The organism is Streptomyces sp. NPDC058246, from assembly GCF_042881985.1.
Classification (GTDB): Bacteria; Actinomycetota; Actinomycetes; order Streptomycetales; family Streptomycetaceae; genus Streptomyces.
Genome location: NZ_JBHVWZ010000004.1, coordinates 172,244 through 194,630, shown reverse-complemented (window position 1 = coordinate 194,630; position 22,387 = coordinate 172,244). Strand labels below are relative to the sequence as shown.

The window sequence follows — 22,387 nt, the reverse complement described above, 5'->3', positions numbered from 1 at the left end:
GACGGGGGTGATCCGACGACACGACGTGGTGAACCGGCACGCCCCGCCACGGCCGGCCTGTGCGCCGGTCGCCGCCCGCCGGGTGCTCACGGCCCGGCCGTCACGGGCGTGGCGTGCCCCGGAGTCCGGCCGAGAATCCGCGGCCGCACGGCAGAGTGCCCGCCGGAGGTACCAAGGCCACGCCGTCACTGGGCCGTTGAGGCAGGCCCGATGCGCGTGTGAGGTCAGGCAACCCCTTGGGCTCGGCTTCCGTCCTCGTGGGGCGGGGAGTGTTCCGGGATCTTTCCCGGGACGCACAGGGCAGGCCGACCAAGAGGAGAAGACCTTTGATCCGTGTCCGGCGAATAGGGGTCGCCGCTACGGCGTTAGTGGCCATGATGGCGGGATCGCCAGGAGTTGGCCACGCGGAACCGGCGGCAGCCGGTGCCGCACGGTCCGCGCCCTCCGCGGATTCCGGCGGACAGCTGCCGGTGGGCTGGCAGATCACCGGCGAGGGGGCGGCGAGACAACTGGTCTGGCGCTCGGACGATCCGGTGCCCGTGAGCGACTCCGGTGTCGAGTTCTACGCCGGAGACCGGTTGCTCGGACGGCCGGTCGGCTCACGGGACGGCCGTACGTTCGTGCTCGCGCTGCCCGATGCGCGACGTGAGGAGCTGTCGGACCTTCGGGCACGGGCCGGCGGACGCCGTCTGGACGTGGCAGGCGCCGCCGAGGCCGGGCCGAGCCGACGACCGGGGGTCACCACCCAGCCGCCTACCCGGCTTCCGGCCAACGCGGTTGACCCCGGCAAGCCGGGCACGTACCGGACGGTCACCGGCGAGTACACGCTCCCCTCGGTGCGGCTGCCCGGGTTGGCCGCACCCGTGGAGATGCGCGCGGTGGTGGTCGCGCCCACCACCGCCCCGGGGCACCGCCCGCTGGCCCTGTTCCTGCACGGCCGCCACTCCACCTGCTACACCGGCCACGGTGAGGACGTGACCGGCGACTGGCCCTGCCCCGCGGGGTCGAAGCCGATCCCCAGCCACCGGGGCTACCTGCACGACCAGAAACTGCTGGCCTCCCAGGGATACGTGACCGTCTCGCTCTCCGCCAACGGCATCAACGGTCAGGACTACGCCGCCGAGGACGGCGGCGCACAGGCTCGATCATCGCTGGTACGGCAGCACTTGGCCCGCTGGGCGGACTGGGCGGCGCACCCGGCCTCGGCACCGCGGATCGTACGGAGCTCGGCACCGGCCGATCTGTCGCGCGTCCTGCTGGTGGGCCACTCGCGAGGCGGCGAGGGCGTGAACCGGGCCGCCATGGACAGCCTCTACCCGCCGCCGGCCGACCAGGACGGCTACCGGGGCCCGGTGCGCTGGCACATCCGCGGCACCGTCCTCATCGGCCCCACGATCTTCGGGCAGAACCCGACTCCCGACGTGCCGTCGGCGACGATCCTGCCCGGCTGCGACGGCGACGTCTCCGATCTGCAGGGCGAGATGTACGTGGACGGCACGCGCGGAGTCAGCCGCGGCGCCGCCCTGCACAGCGCCGTCTACGTGGTCGGCGCCAACCACAACTTCTTCAACACCGAGTGGACGCCGGGACAGGCCCAGGCACCGGCGGAGGACGACTTCTGGGCCGGGGACCAGCCGGACCGGGTGTGCTCGCCGGGCACCGCGACCCGGCTGACGGCCCGTCAGCAGCAGGCCGCCGGTGCGACGTACATCGCCGCAGCGGCACGGCTGTTCGTCGCGAGCGACGACCGGGTGCGTCCGCTGCTGGACGGCTCGAACCGGCGCGCGCCCTCGGCCGACCCCGCGCGCGTTCTCACACACGCGGTCGGCGGACGCCGGACGGCGGCTTTCCTGCCGGACGACCAGGTCGCCGTGGACGGCGGCCGACTGTGCGCGGAGGTGGACACCGATACGACCACCGCCTGCCTGCATCCGGACGCGGGAGGCGTCTCGCCGCACTTCGCCCAGTGGGAGACGTCGAAGGAGCCCGGCCGGCGTGCGGTGGCACTGCACTGGACAGCCGCCGGCTCCGGCTCCACGGTGCGGGTACGTCCGGCGCGGGCGGTCTCCGTCGCCGGGTCCAAGGCCCTGGCCCTTCGGGTGATCGTGCCGCCGAACGCCAGGGACACCCGGCTCGACGTCACCCTCGCCGACGCCGCGGGCCATCGGGCGACCCTGGGGCGGGTACGCCTCGACGGCCTTCCCGGAACCGACCGCACCGCCTCCCTCTGGGGCCAGGAGGTCCGCGTACCGCTGACCGCCGCCACCCGCGGCGGACTCGACCTGCACCGAGTGACGGCCCTGGAGCTCATCCCGCGCACCCGGTCCGGACGGGCCTGGCTCATGGACGCCTGGGGCTGGCGCGCCGGCACGCCGACCGTGCGGGCCGCCGCGCTGCCCCGTGTCGACATCGGCCGGTTGACGGTCAAGGAGGGGAACTCCGGAGTGCGGACCTACCACGTGCCGGTGAACGTCTCCGGGCACGGCAGCGGCACGGTCCGCCTGTTCGTCGCCGATCCGGCCTCGGACGGGGCCACGGCACGCGAGGTGACGGTCCGGCCCGGCAGCCACAGCATCGACGTACCGGTCGAGGTACGGGGCAACACGCGCTTCGGCTACGACGTCTCGCACGACGTCTTCGTGAAGGCGGTCCGCGGCGCGGTCGTCGGCGCCCACCGCGGAGGCGTCACCGTCCGCAACGACGACCCGCTGCCCGCCGTCACGGTGACGCCGGTCGCCGACCGGGTCGCCGAGGGCCGGCGCCTGACCTGGCGGGTGTCCCTCTCCGCGGTGGCCGACACGGAGATCCTGGCGGAGTTCGGCGTCCTGCCCGTCACCGGTGGCGCGGAACTGTCCACCACCGATGTCGACCCCCAGTGGCTGCTGGACAGTTCCGGCGCGTCACCGCGGCCGTCGCGGCCGCTGTCCTCGGTGGGCGGACTCACCTTCTCGGCCAGTGTCCCGGCCGGCCGGACGAACGCGGAGGTGACCATCCCCACCGTCACGGACGGACTGACCGAGCCGGAGGAGACGGTGCGAATCCAGACCACCGTGTACGACGACTCGGGTCAGCCGCGCACCGGGCCGGTGTTCACCGGAAAGGTGCATGACCCCTCGTAGGCCCGCCGAGTCGGTCACCGGTGAGCGCACGCCCGTCGCTCGGGGCGTGCGCTCACCGGCACCGGGTCCGGCCGACCCGCTGGTCCGTTCCGGATGCCGCTGTGCGGACAACCGCGCGCTCGCACCGCGCCCCTGCCGACGTCCTGACGAGTGGTCGGACCGCCGCTACGGGAGCCTGCTCGCCCTTCATCGTCGGCTCAGGACGTGAAGCCCACGTGCACATGGTCGTGGTGCGTGGCGTCCGAGAAGAACTGGTTGCCGGAGCCCCCCGACAGCTGGAGGGGGCCGCCCACGTTGTACGACCCGGCCGCCGCGGCGTCCCGCATGAAGGACTCGACCAGCCGCCGCGACGTGCCCGGGTCGACCACCGCGTGCCCGTCGATCTGCCACACGTCGAAGGCCCGGCCCCGCGGATGGTCACTGGGCCGGCTGGTGCCGAACACGTCCAGCGGATGCCCGGAGCGCACCACGCTGAGGTACATCCGATACGTCCCGGACAGCTCCAGCAGCGCCCGCAGCACGCTCGCGTGGACACCGCCGCCGCGGATGTCGGCCTGCGCCGCGGGCGGCAGCACGATCCGCGGGGCGGCGAGCGCCTGCCGCGCGGCGGCCGGCAAGGACGACGCCGCCGCGCCGGGGTGCGCCGGGTGCAGCGCCGTGACCGTCCACTCGGGCCGCGCACGGCTCAGCCGTACGTCGACGGTGGTACCGCCCGCACGTCCCGGCACCCACTGGCGGCACACCACGAGGACGCTGGCGGAGTCGGACAGAATGCCGCCGTACTGCACGTCGACCACTTGGAGCGCCGCCTCGTCGGCCGACGGCAGCAGCGCGCCCGCCTGGTCCACGAGTGAGGGCGCCGCACCGAGCGCGGCGACCTGTCGCTTCGCCGCCGCCGCGCCGCCCTGCCCGGCGGTCCAGGCTCCGATGGCCTCGACGACGCGCACGGCCCGCAGCTTCACGGCGGGTTCGACGTCACCCCGGTTCGGCTGCCACACCGTGGTCGCGGGCAGGGACGGGGCCGAGGAGGGAGCGGAGTGCGAAGGGGACGTACGAGGAGAGGATCCGGAAGAGGCAGGTTCGGCGCGGCTTCCGGTCGGCGTCGATCTCGAACAGCCGACGGCAGCCACCAGCAGCCCGCCGGCGCCGAGCAGCACCGTGCGCCGGTCGACCGGACGCCTCATGGCCGCACCTCCCTCGACCGCCGACGCCGTTCCCTCCAGCGTCTCACCGGCGCCCTCCACTCGTCCTTCCCGGCCTCGCGGAGTGTCCCGGCAGCCGGTCTCGGCCCATGGGGCGGTGAGGTACTACTTCTCGTCGAAGACAAGGTCCTCCGCAGGGCGGTTGAGCCGCACGGTGTCGCCGTTGGTGACCTCCACCACCGTGTCGAAGCCCGTCCACTGTCCGGTGGAGAGGATGAACAGCCGGTCGTCGCGCTGTCCCAGATAGGCACGGAAGCCGTCCAGGGAGGGGTCGCCGTCGTTGAGCTGGAGGTAGTCCGCCAGACGGCGGAACAGTTTGGGCAGCAGCACCGCCGAGTCGGTCAGGGTGCTGCGTCCTTCCACTTTCGCCCCGCTCTCGGTCTGGTCCCGGGGCCACAGCCCCTGGCCGCCCTGCCTCGCCTGTTGCGCGGCCGCGGTCAGCTCCTGGCGCAGGTCGACGAAGAGATTGCGGTAGAAGGTGGGGTAGGCGAGGCCTTCGCCGAGCTGGTGGTGGTTGGCCGTCTCGCGCAGGTGCTCGGTGGTGACGGTGACGAATCCGCCGCCGGGGCCGGGAGCCTCGCCCCCGCGACCGGCCAGAGCCACGCAGCGCCCGTGGATGTCCGCGTTGCGGGTCAGGACGTATCCGGGCACGGAGTCCGGCCGGCCGCGCGTGACGATCCCGTTGGCGCCGCGCTCCACGTCGGCGAAGCCCAGCCAGTCGAGCAGCGCTGCGGCGGCCCGGTCGGCGAACGGTGCCGGCTGGTGGAGCTCGGGGCCGTGCGGCGGGCGGTAGTGGGTCTCCAAAGAGTCGATGCCGTCCAGCCGGAGCTGGGCACCACCGGCCTTGTTGCGGCGTACCTTCCGGCCGGGCAGCAGATCCCACTGCCCGGGGTCGTCCGGGTAGAAGCGCACCGAGTCGCCGTCCGGACTGGCCCCGACGATCCTGTACGCGCCCTTGATCAGCAGCATCGGCATGGCAGTTCCCCCATGATCCCTTGGTCGCTCTGCCCGCTCGGTGGCAGTGCTCGCTTGATGGCAGCGCCCACTTGGTCGCCGTACCCACTCCACGATGGCGGGCTCTTGGCCCGACGGGACCGGAGAGGAGCCGGATAGGTACGGAAGTCATGCAAGGAGGGGACCGCCGTCGCGCATCTGGCGGGCGGCTCCTACGCGGCGCCGCAGAAGGCGGGCAGGGGTGCCGTGTCTCGCGCCCGGCGGCGTGCGACCGGTTGCGCTGTGGTCACCTCGGGCGGTCGGCCGCACCTACGGTGTCGAGCCAGGCCCTCGCCGCTCGCGGGGTCCTGAGGTGGATGACGTCGAGGGGCGCGAACTGTTCGTCGGCGCAGCGGTCGGCGATGTCGGCCCTGCGGCCCGCGTATTGCGACCAGGCCCACCGGACGGGGTGCTCGACGCTGAACCACGAACGCACCGTCTCGACGTTGCCGCCGAAGATCCGGCGCCGGAACAGGGTGCGGGCGACTGATCGGCGCAGCACGCGGCGTATGACCACCGCCCGTGAGTAGTCCAGCCACACGATCGTGTCCGCACGGTCCCACAACAGCTCGCGCACGGCCGGATGGCCGAAGGAGTCGAAGACCCAGCAAGGGCCGGAGCTGATGTGCGACACGTCCTCGAGCAGCCCCTGGTTCTCCCGCCAGTCGGGGCCGACGATGGCCAGCGCGTCCATCTCGTGGAAAGGAATCGCCCGACGCCTGGCGACCGCTCGGGCCAGGGTCGTCTTTCCTGCGCCGGTGCTCCCCGCGACCAGAATTCTCTTCATGCCCGATCTTCCCCACGCGGCATATCGATCGGCAAGATCGACCCTCCCGTCCCTCGGCGAGGTGGCGCCCGGGGGGAACAGTGACGGGGCCTGCCCGGGCAGGCCCCGTCCATACTCAGCGCCCTCATGACGTGCTGTCGTCTGCGCGTGCGCCCTCAAGAGTGCTGTCACATGTGCGTTTGCCCTCAAGACGTGCTGTCACATGTGCGTACGCCTGATGCGGCGGAGCAGCACGAAGCCGGCGATCACGAAGATCGCCCCGACCGCGGCCGGCCACAGTTGTGTGCCGGTGGCGGCCAGGCCGCCCTGGACCGCCTGCGGTTCGGTCTGCGCCGCCGCGGACGGGTCCGTCCCGGCGGTCGGCGGCGGTGTCTGCGCGGCGCTGCCCACTTCGCTGCCGTGATCGTGGTGCGAGCCGCCCTGCGAGGAAGGTGCCGCATGGCCCTGGGCGGCGGACGGCGTCACGTCGGCCTTGGGTTCCGCGCTGACGGGGGCTGTGGGTGAAGCCCCGCCCGCCGGTTCGGTGGCGGGCGTGCCGGCTGTGGGCTCGGAGGTCTGCCCGCCCTGGGGGTCGGTGGTGTGCGTGTCCCCCTTCCCGTCGGACGGAGCCTCCTGAGTGGCTGTCGGCTTCTCCTGCGGCGCGTCCGATCCCGAAGGCTGCTGCGGCTCCCCGGTGGCGGAGGGGTCCTGAGGTCGACCGGTGCCGGAGGGGTCCTGGGGCTGACCGGTGCCGGACGGCTCCTGGGGCTGACCGGTGCCTGTGCCCGGGCCGGCGCCCGAACCGCACTGCCGGCCCTCGTTGATGCACCCGACCATCTCCTGCATGAGGTCGTCGTCGAAGACATTGATGAAGTCGCCGTGGTCCGTGACCGGCTTGTGCAGCTGCTCGGGGAAGGAGTCCACCGCGAACAACGGTGTCGTGCGGCCGCCGTCCCGCAGGCTCGGCGCGGCGACGTCGTACACGATGCGCTGCACCAGCTGCGGAATCGCCCGGAAGTTGTCGGGGCAGTTGCCCTCGGCGTCCGTGAAGGCCACATGGGTGCGGTGGTTGGCGCTGTCGATGTTCTGGCCGTCCCAGCAGCTCTGGAACTTGAAGGTGCGGACCACGTCGCTGCCCTTCGGGCAGATGGGGTACTTGTCCTTCAGCTGCCGGTCCTCGAACCCGGTGCAGCTCCACGAGGCGTTGGCGTTGGCGTTTCCGTTGACGAACGCCTTGGCGTCACCGGTGATGATGCGCAGCAGTCGCGGCATGGCCGTGACCTTGTCGCGCGGGTTGCCCACGAACGTCAACGTGACCTCTTTGGGAGTGACGATCTCGCCGGCGTTGCCTTCGGTTCCACCCCCCGCGGCCCCCGCGTCCCGCTCCCGGGTGCCGTTCTGCAGCCGCAGCACGGGCCAGTAGTAGGTGGACTTGTCGCCCTTGTTCTCGCACGTCGTGTCGGCGTTGGCCAAGTCGTCGTCGCTGGCGAAGGCGTTGTTGGCCTGGTTGCCGACGTAGTCATGGAAGTGGTGGGCACCGTTGGTGACGCCGGGAGCCACGATCACGTTGTCGGAGTTGAACAGGCCGTTGGCGTTCACCCCGCAGCTGGTGGTGAAGTCGCCCCGGGAGGCGCCGTTCCCGGGCCGCGGGCTCTGCGCGCTGGGCTGGACGGTGTTGATGTCCGCGAAGTCGGCGGCCACGGGTCCGTTGCCCGCTTGCCCCCCGTTGCCTGCTTGCCCCCCGCTGCCCGCTTGGCCGCCGCTGCCGCTCTGCTGGTTGCCCTGACCCGGATCGCCGCCCTGGTTCTGTTCGTCACCGCTCTGACCGGCGCCGCCCTGCCCGGCGTTGTCACCGCTGCCGGACGGGTCGCCGGAAGGACGGAGGGTACAGGCCGCCAGTGCCTCCAGCCCCTGCGGGCGGTCCCCGTCGCGATCGATGACGTTCACGATCCGGTCGATCGCCGCGGCCCGGTCCTCCTTCAGCGGATTCATGATCGCGCTGTCGACGGCGCCGCTGTCCTGGCCGATGGTCTGCGCCTGGTTCTGCAGCCGCTGGTAGGCCTCGGCGATCTGCTGGTCCAGGGTGGCGAGTTCCTTGTCGACGTCCTCCCGCGCCGGGTCCGGAACCGCCGTCAGCTGACTGCCGACGTCCGGGCAGTCGATCGTGGCGGCCCCCGACGACAGGACGTGGTCGTTCGCGTTCGGCTGCTCGGCCGAACCACTTTCGGTCGCCGACGCGTAGACGTTGGCGGCTACCAGCCCGCCTCCCCCCAGTATCAGCGCGACTGCTGCAGAGGTGGCGCGTCTTGCGCCCTTGGGGCGTCTGCGCGTGTTGCGTCTCAAGGAAGTGCTCCTACGCGTCGTGGTCGGGTCGGCATGGAAATCCCCCGCCCCATACGCAGACGCGCTCCGCTGCGTTCAATCGCCTCGTGGATTCATAGGAACCTCGTAGGAAGCAGACGCACCCGGCACCAGGGCACGCGGATGCACCGCGGGTTCCGGGCGATCGCGTACACCTGCGCGTGCGCCGCCGACCAGAACGGCGCCACCGTACGAGCCGCCTCCACCGTCACGTCGTACGCCCTTGCCTCACCCCATGTGCCGATGACGCCGAGGACGAGAAACGAAGAGCTGGTCAACCGAAACGTCAGCCGTGGGGCGACCGTGACGCCACCCGATTACCGCACCCCACGCAGGGCGCCGACGCGAAGAACCCCGCGGGTGTCCCGCAGAATGCGGGGTATACGGGCGATCACGCCACCGACCGCATCTCCGGAAGGCACCAGACCCGTCAGCACCGAGGAAACCCCCCACGCGAGGAGCGCCTGTGACCACCTACGTCATCACCGTCCCCGGGACGTTCGTCCACGGCATCTCCGATGCCTCGCGTTTCGACGTGGAACGCAGGCTGCGCCCGCAGGACCCGCAGAACACGGACCTGGGCGAGACCGAAGAGCTGAGTCTGCTGACGGTCGATGAGAACCACACGTTCTCCGTCCGCCTGGAAGTCGAGGCCTCCGACATGCGCGGCGCCGAAGCCGAAGCGGTGCGCCTCGTCACCGGCGCCCTGCGGGACAGCGGCTTGTCCGAGGACGACGCCCCGTTGGGGCCGGCCGCCGTCACCGGTATCGACCGCGAATTCTGACCGTCCGTGGCTCCCGGTCCGCGACGCGGGACCGCGGTCAGCCGACGTACGCGGGCGCGCAGCGCTCCGTGGCGTCCCGCGGGTTCCGTTCGCGCAGCGGGTCGTACGACGCCTCGCCACGAGCGGCTCACATGGTCGCGGTCCACGTACGCCCCGGTCGGTGCCTTCGTCGCGCCGACGACGATGTCGGCGCGGTACCGGTCGACGACCTGAGGGCCCGTCGCGAACGGCGTGAGGGTCGGCGCCTCCCCTGCCTTGTCCGCGCTGCCGGACGCGTCGCAGGAGGTGTCGGCCCCGGTCTCCCCTGTCTGCCCCACGGAGCACAGAAGCGACCGAGGTCGCGGCATGCGCACGCATCGGATCGAGCACCCGGCTGTGGGCTCCCCGGCCGGGACGATGGCGGCGGGCGCCCCCGCGACCCGCTGCGTGATGTCGTTTCACGACGGTCAGGCGCTGCTGGAGGAAGACGAACTCTCCGAGAGGCCTGCCCGGTTGCTCACCGGCGTCCAGCGCCAGGTCCATGCGCGCATCCCGGACCTGGGTGCGGAGCGACGGGAACGGCACGACGAACGGCCTTGGTCGACACTGCCCTCGACCTGGTCATTTCCCGCGGCGACGCGGTCGTGCGCGTGGTGGGCCGGCGTATGACCCGGTCCGAGCGCGGCCGCCCGAGTGCCTCAACGGGCAGGTCGGGAAGGAGATATGCCAGGCGTGGAGCGTCGTGGCCGGCATCGCGGACGATCAGGATGTCCGTATCGCCTGTCAAAGGTTGCGGGTGATGAGGTGCTTGCCGTCCCGGGCGGAGACGATGAGGTTCCACGCGCGGGCGTTGTCGCCGTCGTCGCCGTCCCACCAGGTCGCGAATGCGTCTGCCAGCTGTTTCACTCCGGCTTTCGCACTCGTGCCGGTGTAGGCGGTGGCGAGTTCGACGTCGTAGTCCCGGTCCCCGAGGTGGACGAGGACCACCTGACCGATCTGCCGCGCGGGCTGCTTCGCTCCGTTCGCAAGGGCCCAGGACCGGAACCGGGCCAGGAGGTCCGGATCGGATTCGCGGCGTGTCACCCACCTGGTCGGCGGATGACGGTCCGTTCCCGATCCCACGGCCTGCTTGCAGCCCAGCACCCAGGCCCCGCGGTCCTTCTCCACGACGTTGTGCGGCTGAGCCGTAAGTGACCGGCGGACGCAGCCTCCCCACACCACCTCGCGGACCCCGGCGCCCTTGCCACCGTCCTTGAAGAGGCGTTCGCCTTCACGCCATCCGGCGTCGTACGCCGCTTCGTAGCCATGTTCGGCGGTAGTACGGGACGCGGGCGACTTCGGCGTGGTGCTGCCGCCGCCACAGGACACGGTGATCAGGCCGAGCAGAGCCGCCGCGACAGTGAGCCTGACCGGCCGTGCCCGTGCGGGTGCGTGCATGCCCGCTTCCCCTCTCGATGCCCTTGACAGTCCAGCCGGTCAGAGCCGATCCACAGTCCCTTGGTTGCTTCACGGACTCGCCTCCGCGTTCGAGAGGGGTCGGCGTCGACCCCCGACCGGCGGTCGTCGCAGGCCACCGAGCCAGCGGGGCCAAGCCGTCGCGGCCCGCCCCACCCGACGCCACTCTGGTCGAGCCCTCGCGACCCCGACATCGCTCTGGTCGGGCGCCCGCGACCCGTCGATCCACAGCCGCGGCTGTCATTGGCATGGACCTGACCGCTGTCCCTCGCTAACCTCGTCGTCGCACACCTGTGAGAGCGCTCTCACCCTGCCCTTCCGCTCCACTCCCCACGACCGGAACGACGAGAGGCAACTCCCTTGAGACGCACAACAGTTCTGCGCGCCGGCATGTCCGTGGCCCTTCTGATGACCACCGTGGCCGCCGCGCTCGGCACCCAGGCATCCGCCGCCGACACCCACGCCACCGCGACCGAATCAGCCGGCGCCACCACCACCGCCCCGGCCTCCACGGCCCTGCTGACCGCCATGCAGCGGGACTTCGGACTGTCCAAGGACCAGGCCACCGCCCGCCTCGCGGCCGAGACGTCCGCGCGAGACGTCCAACGGGCCGCCGAGCGCGCCGCGGCCGGCTCCTACGGCGGCTCGTGGTTCGAAGCGAAGGACGGCATACTCACCGTCGCGATCACCGACAGCTCCCGGAGGGAGGCCGTCGAGGCCACCGGCGCCCGGGTCGCCCTCGTCGAGCACACCGAGCGGCAGCTCGACGCCACCATGGTGCGGATCGACGCCCACGACGCACCGTCCGGCGTCACCAGCTGGCACGTCGACCCCGAGAGCAGCTCGGTCGTGGTCGGTGTGGCCGCCGACCGGAAGGATGACAACGATGTCCGGGCGTTCATGGCGTGGGCCCGGAAGGCCGGCCCGGTGACCGTCCGCACCGTGCGCCAGGCGCCGCGCACGCTCGCGGCCGGAACGGTCGGCGGAGATCCGTACTACACGGGCAACGTGCGCTGCTCCATCGGCTTCTCCGTGTACGGCGGCTTCGTCACGGCCGGGCACTGCGGGCAGGCCGGTGCCGGCGTGAGCGGCTGGGACCACAGCTACATCGGCAACTTCCAGGGCTCCTCCTTCCCCGACAACGACTACGCCTGGGTCAACGTCGGCAGCGGCTGGTGGACCGTGCCCGTGGTCCTGGGCTGGGGAACGGTCTCCGACCAGCTGGTCCGCGGCTCGGCCGAGGCGCCGATCGGAGCGTCCATCTGCCGTTCGGGCTCCACCTCGCACTGGCACTGCGGCACCGTGCTCGCCAAGAACGAGACCGTCAACTACAGCCAGGGCGCCGTGCACCAGATGACGAAGACGAACGTCTGTGCCGAGCCCGGTGACTCGGGTGGCTCCTTCATCAGCGGCGACCAGGCGCAGGGCGTGACCTCCGGCGGCTGGGGCAACTGCACCAGCGGTGGCGAGACCTGGTACCAGCCCCTCAACGAGATCCTCAACCGCTACGGGCTCACCCTCCACACGGCCTGACCGAGCCGACCACCGTCCGCCGACGACCGACCGCTCCGACACGAGCCACGTGTCGGAGCGGCACGACCCGCCTGTCGGAGCGGCACGACCCGCGTGTCGGAGCGGCACGACCCGCCTGTCGGAGCGGCACGACCCGCGTGTCGGAGCGGCACGACCCGCCTGCCGGAGCGGCACGAGCGAGTCCCAGGGGCAACAAATCAGGCAGAGCCCCGCAAACCGGGATGTCCGTGATCTCCGCACACCTCGCCTCTCACCCCGTGACCTGCGCTGACCATACTGGGAGGGCACACCGCTCCCCACCCGCGAAGTGACCCATGCCGAAGACCCACACCGACCGTCCCACGGCCCCGGAGACCGTCTGGCTGGCAAGCGGGCGCCACGCCGGACCCGCCCCCGAGGAGGTCCTTCGGGACAACCTCCGGAAGCTGAAGACCAACGAGACGATCCAGGACTTCCGGGAGGCGGACCGTTCCGCGCCCTCCGACGACCATGTCTTCGAGGCCCGCTGGATCGTGCGGGACGCCGTCACGGTACGGGCGCGACTCACCGTCGACGGGCGCGAGCGCGCGGAGAACGAGTGCCGCTGGACGCTGGCGGCCGAGGCCGAACAGCCCTGGGATCTCTCCTGGCCCTCCCCCGCGACGATGTTCTGGCCCGATGAGGACGACGCCTCCTGGGACCACGACGTCGTGGCCGGCCTTCGCCTCCAGGACATCAATCCGCTCCCGAAGGAGGACGCGGTACTGCGTCGCCGGCTCAGGGATGCCGCGCGCCACAGCTGGAGCATCAACGTCGTCGTCCATGAGGCGATGACTCCCGGCGACGGCGGCCGCCTCCCTCTGACGCGCCTGCTCCCGCCGGGTCTACGGCATCGGGTCGTGGAGCACCGCGCCGCGCCCGAGCAGTTCCAGGCCGTCAACTGGGCGCTGTACGACGTGGGGACGCGGGTCCCGCGCGGTGGAGCCGTCATTCTGCCCGGCACACCCGCCCGGCTCGGGTACGACGAGCAGGAATGCGGTGTGCGCAGTGTGTTCCTCGACGGTTCGGAGCCGACTGAGCTCCTGGACAAGGTCGTACGCTATGCCGCCCTGCCGTGGCCGCTGCCGGAAGACGCGGCGGCAGCCCTCACCGCTCTGCATGCGGACTGGCGGCTGATGACCCTCGAAGAGGAACTGGCGCAGGCACGCGCGCAGGTGGCCTCCTACGCCGAAGCGCTCGACGCCATGACCAAGTCCCGCGACCTGTACCGCGAGGCGACCGAACTCGCGCATGCGGCGCTGGCCGAGCTCAAGGAGTTCCGGGGCACGGTCTCCGCCGCGGGCGAGATCTCGCACGGACGGGACAGGCGGGGCAAGTGGTCGCCGAGCCCGCTGGGGAAGACCCTTCAGCGCGTGGCGGACACCATGCGGTCTCGGCGTACGCCGGGCGACGCGGCCCTCCCGGAGGATGTGCCCGGCGCCGAGGACAGGCCGGAGACGCCAGACACATCCGAGTGATCACCGCGGGGTTCGGACCGCCCACGACCGGCAAGGGGGCCGTCTCGTCCGCGCCCGCGTGGTGGTCAGGGGCCTCGCCAGATATTGGCGAAGGCCGCTTTTTCGATGGCACGCCGCTGGCGTACGGCTTCCAGTTCCATCACCGCGTCGTTGACGACGGCCAGCACGGTCGTCACCGCCTCGTCGTCGAGGTCCGGTGCGTCCGTGGGCTGCTCGCTCGGGATCCCGACGGCCGCCGCGAGGGCGGCGAGCACGGGCTCTCCCGCCGTCCAACGGCTCATGGCCCGGCTGCGCGCATCCGAATCGGCCGGCGTCAGGTGGTCGGCGCCGAAGAGCGCCCGGCCACGTCGTCGGGGAGTGAGGTCACCGGCCTCCTCCAGGGCGGCCTGGTAGACCGCGGCGAGGTCACGGCCCCTGCGCCACAGCCAGTCCTCGACCCGCTCGTACGGCACCTGCCGGACCAGTGCCGACGACGCCTCGCCCAAAAGCCGATCGTCCGGCGCCGGGTGCACGTTCGGCACGATGCGGTCGCCGTCGAGAGTGGCGGCCTCCGCAGCGAGGAGATCGATCAGCTCGGCTCCCGCGAGTGCGAGCGACAGGTCGCCCTGCCCGACGGGAGGACTCGGCCGCGGGTCGAGGGCGGTGATGAACAGATCCTTCGCCGTGGTCATGAACGGCTCTCCTCGGAGTCATCGGCAGCGGCACGTCGCCACGCGGTCGGCCCGGCATCTGGCGTGCGGCCGAACGGCGAGATCAACTGCCACGATCAGTGCCCTCCACGAGCACGGAACGACGTGCCGTCCCGACGAGCGTGAAGCCCGGCCGAAGGAGCTTCCGCTCCGTCCGACTCCAGTATCGCCTCGTCGCCGACGGCCCGTCGGGCCCGGGGGCCTCCTCGGCGCTGTCCGCCGGTCTCCGTGATCGTCAGAACCTCGGTGCCGGTGCCTGGCTCTCCACCAGTTCGGCGGCCTCCTCCGGCGTGCCGACGGAGGGCGGGGATCCGGCCAGCGGCTGCTGTGCGGTCTCCTTCATGCACGCCACGGCGATCACGCCGACGAGGGCCGCGGCCATCGCGTAGTAGGCGGGCATCATGTCGCTGCCGGTGGCGGAGATCAGCGCGGTGATCACCAAGGGGGTGGTACCGCCGAAGAGCGAGGCGGAGAGGTTGTAGCCGACGGACAGGGAGCCGTAACGGACCTGGGTCGGGAACAGCGCGGGAAGGGCCGCCGACATGGTGCCGAGCATGCAGACCAGGGAGAGACCGAGCATCAGCATGCCCGCCGAGACCGCCGCCAGGCCGCCCTGCTGGACCAGCAGGAAGGCCGGGACCGAGAGGACCAGGAAGCCCAGCATGCCCGCCATGAGCAGCGGCTTGCGGCCGAAGCGGTCGGAGAGCTTCCCCACCTGGCTGATGATCAGCATGAGGACCGCCATCGTGGCGATCAGGATGAGCAGCCCGTGGGTCTCGCTGTAGCCCATCTCGTCCGACAGGTACGTGGGCATGTACGACAGCAGCATGTAGTCGGTGATGTTGTAGGCGCCGACCAGGCAGACGCACAGGATGAGCGTCGGCCAGTAGTCCCGGAAGATCTTCGCCAGGTCACCCTTGGCGGTCGCCTCGACCGCGGAGGCGGCGTCGGACGCCTTGTGCGAGGACTCGTCCTCCAGCTTCTGGAACGCCGGCGTCTCGTCCAGCCGCAGCCGCAGATACAGGCCGACCAGACCGATGGGACCGGCCACCAGGAACGGCACCCGCCAGCCCCAGGACTCCATGCCGCCGCTCCCCAGCACGCCCGTCAGCACCGTCACCAGGCCGGCCGCCCCCACGTATCCGGCGAGCGTGCCCAGCTCCAGGAAGCTGCCGAAGAACCCTCGGCGCCGGTCCGGCGCGTACTCGGCGATGAACGTGGAGGCGCCGCCGTACTCACCGCCGGTCGAGAAGCCCTGCACGAGCCGGAAGAGGATCAGCAGCACGGGAGCCCAGAAGCCGATGGCGGCGTACGACGGGATCAGTCCGATGGCGAAGGTGCCGACCGCCATCATGATCATGGTCAGTGCCAGCACCTTCTTCCGCCCGATCCGGTCCCCCATCGGGCCGAAGACCATGCCGCCGACCGGGCGCACCAGGAACGAGACCGCGAAGGTGGCGAACGACGAGAGGAGCTGGACGGTGCCGTTCCCGGACGGGAAGAAGACATGACCGATGGTGACGGCGAGGTAACTGTAGATGCCGAAGTCGAACCACTCCATGGCGTTGCCGAGCGAGGCCGCCTTCACCGCGCGCTTCACCGCCGCCTCGTCGGTGACCGTGATGTCGGTGCGCCGCAGCGGCGGGTTCCTGCGCCGTCTCACCGCCCTGAACAGGGTGCGGTGCCGCTTGACGGCCTCCGGATCGACGCCGGCCTCGACGGGATCGGTCTCGGTGGCTGCCATGAAGGGTCCTTTCTGCCGGCACGGTCGACTGTCCGGGAACTCGCTTGCTCACTCGTGGCGGCTGCAAACGGAAAGTCGTCGAAGAGCTGCGCCGGCGTCGGCCCCTGGGGCGGTGGAGCGGTGCCGCGTGCCATGCTGGAACTTCCGGATCATGGCGAAGAGCGGAGAAAAGCGGCGGCGTGAGGACAGTGACACGAGCGGGCCGGACCGGGATCTGGGACCGCTTCTCGGCATCCGACCCCGGGCTGCTCCGGCTGATGGCCGGGCTGCGGACGGCCGGCTCCATCGCCCTCACCCTCGCGGTCCTCGCGCTGCTCAAGGTCGATGTGACTCACATGGTGGCCGGTGCCATCGCGGCCATGGTCGCGACCTTCGCCATCAAGGAGAAGCAGTGGCGCGAACAGGCCCTCACGCTCGCGCTCGGCCTGCCCGTGGCGCTCGTGGCGATGTCGCTGGGAGCGCTGCTGAGCACCCAGGTCGTGGCCGGCGACCTCTTCTTCCTCGCCCTGATCTTCGCCGCGGTGTACAGCCGCCGGTTCGGTGATCGCGGTACGGCCCTGGGACTCATCGGGTTCCAGTTGTACTTCGTGTCCCTGTTCGTCAGAGCCACTGTCTCCGCGCTTCCGGGGCTGTGCGGCACTTTGGTGGTCGCCTTCGTCTGCAGCGCGGTGGTGCGGTTCGCCCTGGTCGTCGAGACGCCCGAACGCATCCTGCTGCGACTGCGCGGGGCCTTTCGAGCCCGACTCGCTCAACTGGTGTCCGCCCAGATCGAGTTGCTCGACGCCGGGCCGGACCGCGTCGAGAAGGCCCTGGAGGACGTACGCCGGCACACGGCACGCCTGCACGAGAGCGCGATGATGATCCAGGGGCTGCTGGAGGAGGGCACCAGCGACAGGGCCGCCGCCTCACTCGTCCAGCGTCGCGTGGCCGACGCCGAGATCGCCGCCGAGCGGCTCGGCGTCCTCATCCTCAGCGCGCGCAGCGCCGAGCGGGCCGACACGCTCACGCTGCATCTGCCGCACGCGCCCGTACCCCCGCCCGGCAACGGGCTGCGGGCGCAGGACGACACGACCGCGACACTGCGCCGCGATCTCCACGCGCTGCGCCTGCTCGTGGCACGGCCGGCCCCGAACAATCGCGGCGCCGCGGTGGCCCACCTGCGCAACCGGCTGATCGGCTATCGGGACGAGGAGAATCTGCCGCGCGCCTCGGCCCCCGTCCAGGACGTCTTCCGCGGCATCGGCGAGGCGGCGCGCGCTGTGCTGGGCCTGCGGCTGGCCCTCGACGGGCCCCAGGACGAGTCCGACGACACCCCCTCGACAACGCGTTCCCGTGAGGAACTGGACGCCGAGGACGTCGCCATCGCCCAGGCCGAGGAGCCGGAGCCGGAGCCGGACGTGCGCAAGGGGCTGGAGCGTCCGACGACCCGTGCCGCGGTGCAGGTGTCGGTGGGTTCGGCGCTGGCCATCGTGGGCGGGGAGTTCCTGTCCAGTCAGCGTTGGTACTGGGCGGTGCTGACCTGCTGGGTCGTCTTCCTGAACACGTCGTCCACCGGGGAGATCCTGGTCAAGGGCTACCGTCGGCTGCTGGGCACCGTGCTCGGCGTGGTCGCCGGTGTCGGCCTGGCGGGGCTGGTGGGCCACCACACCTGGACGGCGTTCGCACTCGTCCTGCTGTTCGTCTTCGCCATGTTCTTCACCGCACCGCTGTCGTACGCCCTGATGTCGTTCTTCGTCACGGCGGCGCTGGGGCTGCTGTACACCCTGCTCAACACCTACAGCGCCGCGGTGCTCGTGCTGCGCATCGAGGAGACGGCGCTCGGCGCCGCCTGCGGGGTGATCGCGGCCGCCGTGGTCCTGCCGGTGCACACCGATCGCCGTACCGACGAGCTCCTCGGCACGGTGCTGACCCGGCTCGGTGACGTCACCGACGCCGCGGTGGAGCAGCTGAGCGGCGGTCCCGCGCTCGATCTGCTGGACAAGGCCCGGGACCTCGACACGGCACTGGACAGTCTGCGGTCCTCCGTGCAGCCGTTGACCCATCCGATCACGCCGCTGCGGGGCCGCCGCCAGACCGCTCGCTATGTAGTGGCCCTGTTGGAGACGTGCGCCTACCACGCGCGCTCACTGGCGGCGACCGCCGAGCTTCTCCCCTACAGCAAGACCGTCGCCGCGGATCCCCGCCTGAAGGGGGCCGGCCGGCGCATCGCCCACAACATCGACGTCCTCGTCGCCCGTGTGGAGGACGCCGACAGCGAGGGTGTGGTGGAGACCGGCGCGAGTCTCGCCTCCATGCTGGAGACGGACCAGCCGGGTTCCCCTCGGCACGACCGCGTCACGGGTCGTGTGCTGCGGCATCTGCAGCGTCTGGACGAAGGGGTGATCGGTCTGGCCCGCCCCCTCGGGGTGTCCGTCGCGACACCCGAGCCTGCCCCGTCCCGGGTGGTCGGCTCGTAGCCTGCGCCGGCGTCACGGGGTTCAGCCCACGTTCCACAGAAAACGGTGCGTGTGGATCCCGAAGTACGGGAACGACTGGACCTGGTGGACCCCTTCGATGGGGCGTACGACGTCGTTGACGAAGTCCAGCAGGTCTCTGGGACCCGGGCAGACCACCTCGGCGAACAGGTCGAAGCCGCCGGAGGTGAGCACCGAGTAGACCACCTCGGCCCGTTCGGCCAGCGCGTCGGCGACCGCGCGCGGATCCCCGTCCACGGCGATGCCGAGCAGGGCCATCGACTGGCCGCCCATGCCCATCGGGTCGGTGACCCCGACCACCTGTACGGCCTGGGTGTCGAGCAACCGTTGCAGTCGCTGGCGGGCCGCCGACGCGGACAGGCCGACCTTGGGGCCGAGTTCGGCATATGCGATACGGCCGTCGATCTGCAGTTCCCGCAGAATGGCCCGGTCGATCTCGTCCACGCTGTTCCTCTCCGGCTCGCCCGCTCCAAGATCAACGGCGCGGTTCAGCCGACCAGTTCGGCCAGGGCGGCGGCGAAGACGTCGGTGTGCCGGTCGACGTCCTCCGCCGTGGTCGCGGGGCACATGAGCGCCATGTTGTGGAACGGGGTCAGCAGGATGCCCCGGTTGGCGAGATAGAGATGAAGGAAGTCCTCCAGCTCCGCGTCGGCGGCCGCCGCGGACTGCGTGCCGGTGCGCGGCGCCGGATCGGCGAACCGGTACTCGGTCCGTGCGCCCAGCCGGCTCACCGACCACGGCAGGGCCCACGCGTCGATCCCCGCGCGCACCCCGGCCTCGAACCGCTCCGACAGCTTCGCCATTTCGCTGAAGGCCTCATCGGTGAGGACGTGTTCCAGGGTCGCCCGCATCGCGGCGACGGAGAGGGCGTTGCCGGCCAGGGTGCCGCCGACTCCGCCCATGTCGACAAGGTCCAGGTCGTCACGGTCGAGGAGCGTCTCGGCGAGCGCCGCCGACAGCCCGTACGCGCCGGCCGGAATGCCCCCGCCGATCGCCTTGCCGATGGTGAGCAGGTCCGGTTCCAGGCCCCATGCGGCGGTGCAGCCACCGGGCCCTGCCGAGAACGTGTGCGTCTCGTCGTTGATGAGGAGCGTGCCGTACTGGCGCGTCAGTTCTCGCACACCTTCCAGGTAGCCGGGTTCGGGCAGCACGATGCCGATGTTGGTGAGCGCGGGCTCCATGAGGACGGCGGCGACGTCGCCATGGGCGAGTTCGCGCTCCAGCTGCGCCAGGTCGTTGAACTCCGCGACCCGGCTGGTGAGCGTGACGTCACAGGGGGCGCCGACGTTTCCGGGGCGGGCGGTGCCGTGCCCGTCCGGGCCGACCACGATCAGCGACTCGTCGACGCTGCCGTGGTAGCTGTAGCTGTTCACCAGGATCTTCGGACGTCCGGTGACCGCCCGGGCCAGCCGGATGGACCAGCGGTTGGCGTCGGTCGCGGTCAGCGAGAAGCTCCAGCGGGCGAGACCGAACCGGCGGGTGAGCTCGGCGCCCACCCACTCGGCGTCCTCGGTGGGCAGCATCGCGGTCGCGCCACCGAGCTCGGCGAAGCGGCTGCGCACCGCTTCGGCCACGACCGCGGGCGAATGGCCCGCCATCGCGCCGGTGTCACCGAGGCAGAAGTCGAGGTACTCGTGCCCGTCGATGTCCGTGATCCGGGCGCCCCGCGCCGTGTCGAGGTAGCGAGGGAAGGCACCCGCGGTCTTGTTCATCCACGTCATCGGGACCCGGCCGAAGAGGTGGTCGGCCCGCTCGTAGGCGGCCTTGGAGCGCGGGTTGCGACGCTCGGCCTCGGCGCTCTCACGGGCCAGGAGCTGCTGCAGGCGGGTGCGGTCCATCGAGGTGCTCCTTGGATCTGGCGATCTCGTGATGTCGCTTTGGCGAGCTATCGATCCAGTCATCTGGGTCCGGGATCCGGGGTCTGGGGTCTGGGTCCGGGATCCGGGGTCTGGGTCTGGGATCCGGGGTCGGGGATCCGGGGTCTGGATCTGGGGTCTGGATCTGGGATCCGGGGTCTGGCGTTCGGATGCGGCGATGCTACGAATGAAAACATCGCCATCGCAACCCTCGACAATCGATTCCGCTGCGCCGGCGACTGAATCATCACCGTCCGCTGGGGCGGGAGAGAGACCCCGATCTGTGCCTCGCCCACGCCTACGCCTCGGCCACCGAGCCCCGTCGTCCTGACCTCGTCATGCCCGCCGGCGCCGTCAGCGTGCGTCCTCCCGCCGGGCCGCAGGCCGTGGCGGGAACCACGGGAAACTCACCGGGTCAGGCGCTTGTCTCCTCCAAGGCCGCCGCGGCGCCGCTCAGTTCGGCCGTGAACTGGGCACCCGCCAGCAGGGCGAGGTTGGACAGCCACAGCCACACGAGGAAGACCACGACGCCGGCGAGAGAGCCGTAGAGCCTGCTGTAGGCACCGAGGACGGAGGCGTACAGGGCGAAGCAGGCGGAGACCGTCAGCCAGAGAACGGCTGCCAGGATGCCGCCGGGCAGGCTGTGGCCACGACGGCGAGCCGGGCGTGGCCCGGTGTGGAACACCACGAGGACCAGCAGGGCGACAAGGCACATCAGCAGCGGCCAGCGCAGGACGCCCCACGCCACGGCCGCCGTGTCGTCGAGTCCGAAGAGACGGCCGGCGGCCTCCGCCACGGGTCCCGTCAGCAAGAGCACGAGCGCGCTCACCACGAGCAGTCCGAGCAGGGCGAGCGCGGTGAGCACCAGGCGGTGTGCGGTACGCCAGGCCGAGCGCCGGTCCGCCACGTGGTGCATGCGGTGCAGGGCCCGGCGGAAGACAGCCAGATAGCTGGAGGCCGACCAGAGTGCGCTCGCCGCACCCGTGACCAGCAGCGTCCACGCGGCGGACCGTTCCCGCAGCATCTCCGCCAGCGCCTGGTGCAGCTCCGCTCCGGACTGCGCCGGGGCGTACGCGGTGACATGCGCGATGAGCTGTTCGGCGGTGTCGGGGTGGATCAGGCCGAAGGCGACGACCATGACCAGCAGGGCCGGCAGCACGGCCAGGATCGCGTAGTAGGTGAGCGCGGCCGCCCAGTCGGTGACGTCGTCGTTCCACATCGACACCGGCGTGCGGCGCAGGGCCGGCCACCAGACCTCGGGCAGCCGTGGCCCGTACCGGCGCAGCCGCGTGGGCCGGACCGCCTTGATGGTGCCGTTCGGCTGGGGTTCAGCGGCCATGGGGTGTCCAATGCGGGTTCGGTGCGGTGTCGTGATCGGGCCGCTCAGGTCAGCGGGACGAGGACGCTGATCGTCTTGCCACCCTCCGGGGAGGGCTCGATGGTGATCTCCCGGGACAGGCGGATGATCAGCGGCCACCCGTATCCTCGTGCCGGATGCCCTGGCGGGATCTCTCCCGAACCGTACGCATCGGCGGGGACGACGTCGCTGTTGTCGCGCACGTGAAGCCGTACGCCCTCCTCGGTCACCGTCGCATGGAATCCGGCCAGGCCCTCTCCATGCCGGATGGCGTTGGTGACCAGTTCGGAGACCACCAGAAGCAGATCGATGACGGCTTCCTGAGGTACCTCCGCGGAGGGGGAGTTCCAGTGTGCGCGCACCAGGGACTGAACGTGGCGGCGGGCCGCCGAGGCGCTCGTGATCGAGGCCGGCGACGCCGACACCGCGCCCGGCGGCGACGGTTTCGGCGGACTGGCGGGCGGAGCCGGGATTGAGGCGACTTGCGGTGCGTCGTTCTGGTCCCAGCGGGTGTCGTCCCCGAGACCGGCCTTCCCGGCGCCGCTTCCGCCCCGGCTCCGGGTGGCCGCGGCAGGGTGG

17 protein-coding genes are annotated in these 22,387 nt (G+C 71.3%); 6 read left to right on the top strand and 11 right to left on the bottom strand.

All coding sequences use genetic code 11. From position 1 onward, the window contains the following. The first annotated feature begins 326 nt into the window (after nucleotides 1-326). Nucleotides 327-3,119, top strand: a complete 2,793-nt coding sequence (locus ACFVXA_RS08015; protein ID WP_390024251.1) for a hypothetical protein — start codon at nucleotides 327-329, stop codon at nucleotides 3,117-3,119. Nucleotides 3,120-3,316: 197 nt separating this feature from the next. Here the strand turns inward: ACFVXA_RS08015 and ACFVXA_RS08010 are convergent, their stop codons facing one another. The 4 genes from ACFVXA_RS08010 to ACFVXA_RS07995 all read right to left on the bottom strand — a co-directional run bounded on the left by ACFVXA_RS08010 (nucleotide 3,317) and on the right by ACFVXA_RS07995 (nucleotide 8,423). Next, on the bottom strand, nucleotides 3,317-4,303 hold the full coding sequence (locus tag ACFVXA_RS08010; RefSeq protein ID WP_390024249.1) for a hypothetical protein: 987 nt from the start codon (nucleotides 4,301-4,303) through the stop codon (nucleotides 3,317-3,319). A gap of 123 nt (nucleotides 4,304-4,426) precedes the next feature. After that, entirely contained in the window at nucleotides 4,427-5,296 is an 870-nt protein-coding gene (locus ACFVXA_RS08005) for a nuclease (RefSeq protein WP_390024247.1), read from the bottom strand. Between the two features lie 265 nt (nucleotides 5,297-5,561). Next, nucleotides 5,562-6,101 carry an AAA family ATPase gene (locus ACFVXA_RS08000; protein ID WP_389746833.1) on the bottom strand — a complete coding sequence of 180 codons (540 nt, stop codon included), beginning with the start codon at nucleotides 6,099-6,101 and terminating at the stop codon, nucleotides 5,562-5,564. Nucleotides 6,102-6,299: 198 nt separating this feature from the next. After that, the gene (locus ACFVXA_RS07995; protein ID WP_390024245.1) at nucleotides 6,300-8,423 is read right to left on the bottom strand and encodes a DUF1996 domain-containing protein; all 2,124 of its coding nucleotides are present in this window, start codon (nucleotides 8,421-8,423) and stop codon (nucleotides 6,300-6,302) included. Between the two features lie 484 nt (nucleotides 8,424-8,907). Between ACFVXA_RS07995 and ACFVXA_RS07990 the strand changes: the two genes are divergently transcribed. Next, the gene (locus ACFVXA_RS07990; protein ID WP_362021214.1) at nucleotides 8,908-9,225 is read left to right on the top strand and encodes a hypothetical protein; all 318 of its coding nucleotides are present in this window, start codon (nucleotides 8,908-8,910) and stop codon (nucleotides 9,223-9,225) included. A gap of 345 nt (nucleotides 9,226-9,570) precedes the next feature. Continuing rightward, on the top strand, nucleotides 9,571-9,873 hold the full coding sequence (locus ACFVXA_RS07985; protein WP_390024444.1) for a hypothetical protein: 303 nt from the start codon (nucleotides 9,571-9,573) through the stop codon (nucleotides 9,871-9,873). Between the two features lie 114 nt (nucleotides 9,874-9,987). On the opposite strand, the gene ACFVXA_RS07980 is transcribed toward ACFVXA_RS07985, so the two are convergent. Continuing rightward, nucleotides 9,988-10,641, bottom strand: coding sequence for a hypothetical protein (locus ACFVXA_RS07980; RefSeq protein WP_390024243.1), 654 nt, complete (start codon nucleotides 10,639-10,641; stop codon nucleotides 9,988-9,990). Nucleotides 10,642-11,049: 408 nt separating this feature from the next. On the opposite strand from ACFVXA_RS07980, the gene ACFVXA_RS07975 reads away from it, so the two are divergent. Both ACFVXA_RS07975 and ACFVXA_RS07970 read left to right on the top strand, forming a co-directional pair. Then, the gene (locus ACFVXA_RS07975) at nucleotides 11,050-12,192 is read left to right on the top strand and encodes a S1 family peptidase (protein WP_390024241.1); all 1,143 of its coding nucleotides are present in this window, start codon (nucleotides 11,050-11,052) and stop codon (nucleotides 12,190-12,192) included. A 314-nt stretch (nucleotides 12,193-12,506) separates the two neighbouring features. Continuing rightward, the gene (locus ACFVXA_RS07970) at nucleotides 12,507-13,688 is read left to right on the top strand and encodes a hypothetical protein (protein WP_390024239.1); all 1,182 of its coding nucleotides are present in this window, start codon (nucleotides 12,507-12,509) and stop codon (nucleotides 13,686-13,688) included. A 65-nt stretch (nucleotides 13,689-13,753) separates the two neighbouring features. On the opposite strand, the gene ACFVXA_RS07965 is transcribed toward ACFVXA_RS07970, so the two are convergent. Beyond that, nucleotides 13,754-14,359 carry a GPP34 family phosphoprotein gene (locus ACFVXA_RS07965; RefSeq protein WP_383742456.1) on the bottom strand — a complete coding sequence of 202 codons (606 nt, stop codon included), beginning with the start codon at nucleotides 14,357-14,359 and terminating at the stop codon, nucleotides 13,754-13,756. Nucleotides 14,360-14,612: 253 nt separating this feature from the next. Then, nucleotides 14,613-16,121, bottom strand: coding sequence for a glycine betaine/L-proline transporter ProP (gene proP / locus ACFVXA_RS07960; protein ID WP_389466095.1), 1,509 nt, complete (start codon nucleotides 16,119-16,121; stop codon nucleotides 14,613-14,615). Between the two features lie 257 nt (nucleotides 16,122-16,378). On the opposite strand from proP, the gene ACFVXA_RS07955 reads away from it, so the two are divergent. Continuing rightward, entirely contained in the window at nucleotides 16,379-18,577 is a 2,199-nt protein-coding gene (locus ACFVXA_RS07955) for an FUSC family protein (protein ID WP_389746848.1), read from the top strand. Between the two features lie 21 nt (nucleotides 18,578-18,598). Here the strand turns inward: ACFVXA_RS07955 and ACFVXA_RS07950 are convergent, their stop codons facing one another. The 4 genes from ACFVXA_RS07950 to ACFVXA_RS07935 all read right to left on the bottom strand — a co-directional run bounded on the left by ACFVXA_RS07950 (nucleotide 18,599) and on the right by ACFVXA_RS07935 (nucleotide 22,170). After that, entirely contained in the window at nucleotides 18,599-19,039 is a 441-nt protein-coding gene (locus ACFVXA_RS07950) for an Lrp/AsnC family transcriptional regulator (protein WP_362021232.1), read from the bottom strand. 44 nt (nucleotides 19,040-19,083) lie between these two features. Further along, nucleotides 19,084-20,433, bottom strand: a complete 1,350-nt coding sequence (locus tag ACFVXA_RS07945) for a transaminase (protein ID WP_383742463.1) — start codon at nucleotides 20,431-20,433, stop codon at nucleotides 19,084-19,086. A gap of 433 nt (nucleotides 20,434-20,866) precedes the next feature. Further along, entirely contained in the window at nucleotides 20,867-21,790 is a 924-nt protein-coding gene (locus ACFVXA_RS07940; RefSeq protein ID WP_390024237.1) for a YihY/virulence factor BrkB family protein, read from the bottom strand. 44 nt (nucleotides 21,791-21,834) lie between these two features. Next, a complete protein-coding gene (locus tag ACFVXA_RS07935; protein WP_390024235.1) occupies nucleotides 21,835-22,170 on the bottom strand; it encodes an ATP-binding protein in 336 nt (111 codons plus the stop codon). Between the last annotated feature and the right edge of the window lie 217 nt (nucleotides 22,171-22,387).

What these genes read in the sequence shown, in the direction of transcription:
- ACFVXA_RS08010 (WP_390024249.1), bottom strand. Translation starts at nt 4,303, where the DNA reads ATGAGGCGTCCGGTCGACCGGCGCACGGTGCTGCTCGGCGCCGGCGGG.
- ACFVXA_RS07945 (WP_383742463.1), bottom strand. Translation starts at nt 20,433, where the DNA reads ATGGACCGCACCCGCCTGCAGCAGCTCCTGGCCCGTGAGAGCGCCGAG.
- ACFVXA_RS07970 (WP_390024239.1), top strand. Translation starts at nt 12,507, where the DNA reads ATGCCGAAGACCCACACCGACCGTCCCACGGCCCCGGAGACCGTCTGG.
- ACFVXA_RS07965 (WP_383742456.1), bottom strand. Translation starts at nt 14,359, where the DNA reads ATGACCACGGCGAAGGATCTGTTCATCACCGCCCTCGACCCGCGGCCG.
- ACFVXA_RS08005 (WP_390024247.1), bottom strand. Translation starts at nt 5,296, where the DNA reads ATGCCGATGCTGCTGATCAAGGGCGCGTACAGGATCGTCGGGGCCAGT.
- ACFVXA_RS07985 (WP_390024444.1), top strand. Translation starts at nt 9,571, where the DNA reads ATGCGCACGCATCGGATCGAGCACCCGGCTGTGGGCTCCCCGGCCGGG.
- ACFVXA_RS07975 (WP_390024241.1), top strand. Translation starts at nt 11,050, where the DNA reads ATGTCCGTGGCCCTTCTGATGACCACCGTGGCCGCCGCGCTCGGCACC.
- ACFVXA_RS07940 (WP_390024237.1), bottom strand. Translation starts at nt 21,790, where the DNA reads ATGGCCGCTGAACCCCAGCCGAACGGCACCATCAAGGCGGTCCGGCCC.
- ACFVXA_RS07955 (WP_389746848.1), top strand. Translation starts at nt 16,379, where the DNA reads ATGGCCGGGCTGCGGACGGCCGGCTCCATCGCCCTCACCCTCGCGGTC.
- proP (WP_389466095.1), bottom strand. Translation starts at nt 16,121, where the DNA reads ATGGCAGCCACCGAGACCGATCCCGTCGAGGCCGGCGTCGATCCGGAG.
- ACFVXA_RS08000 (WP_389746833.1), bottom strand. Translation starts at nt 6,101, where the DNA reads ATGAAGAGAATTCTGGTCGCGGGGAGCACCGGCGCAGGAAAGACGACC.
- ACFVXA_RS07980 (WP_390024243.1), bottom strand. Translation starts at nt 10,641, where the DNA reads ATGCACGCACCCGCACGGGCACGGCCGGTCAGGCTCACTGTCGCGGCG.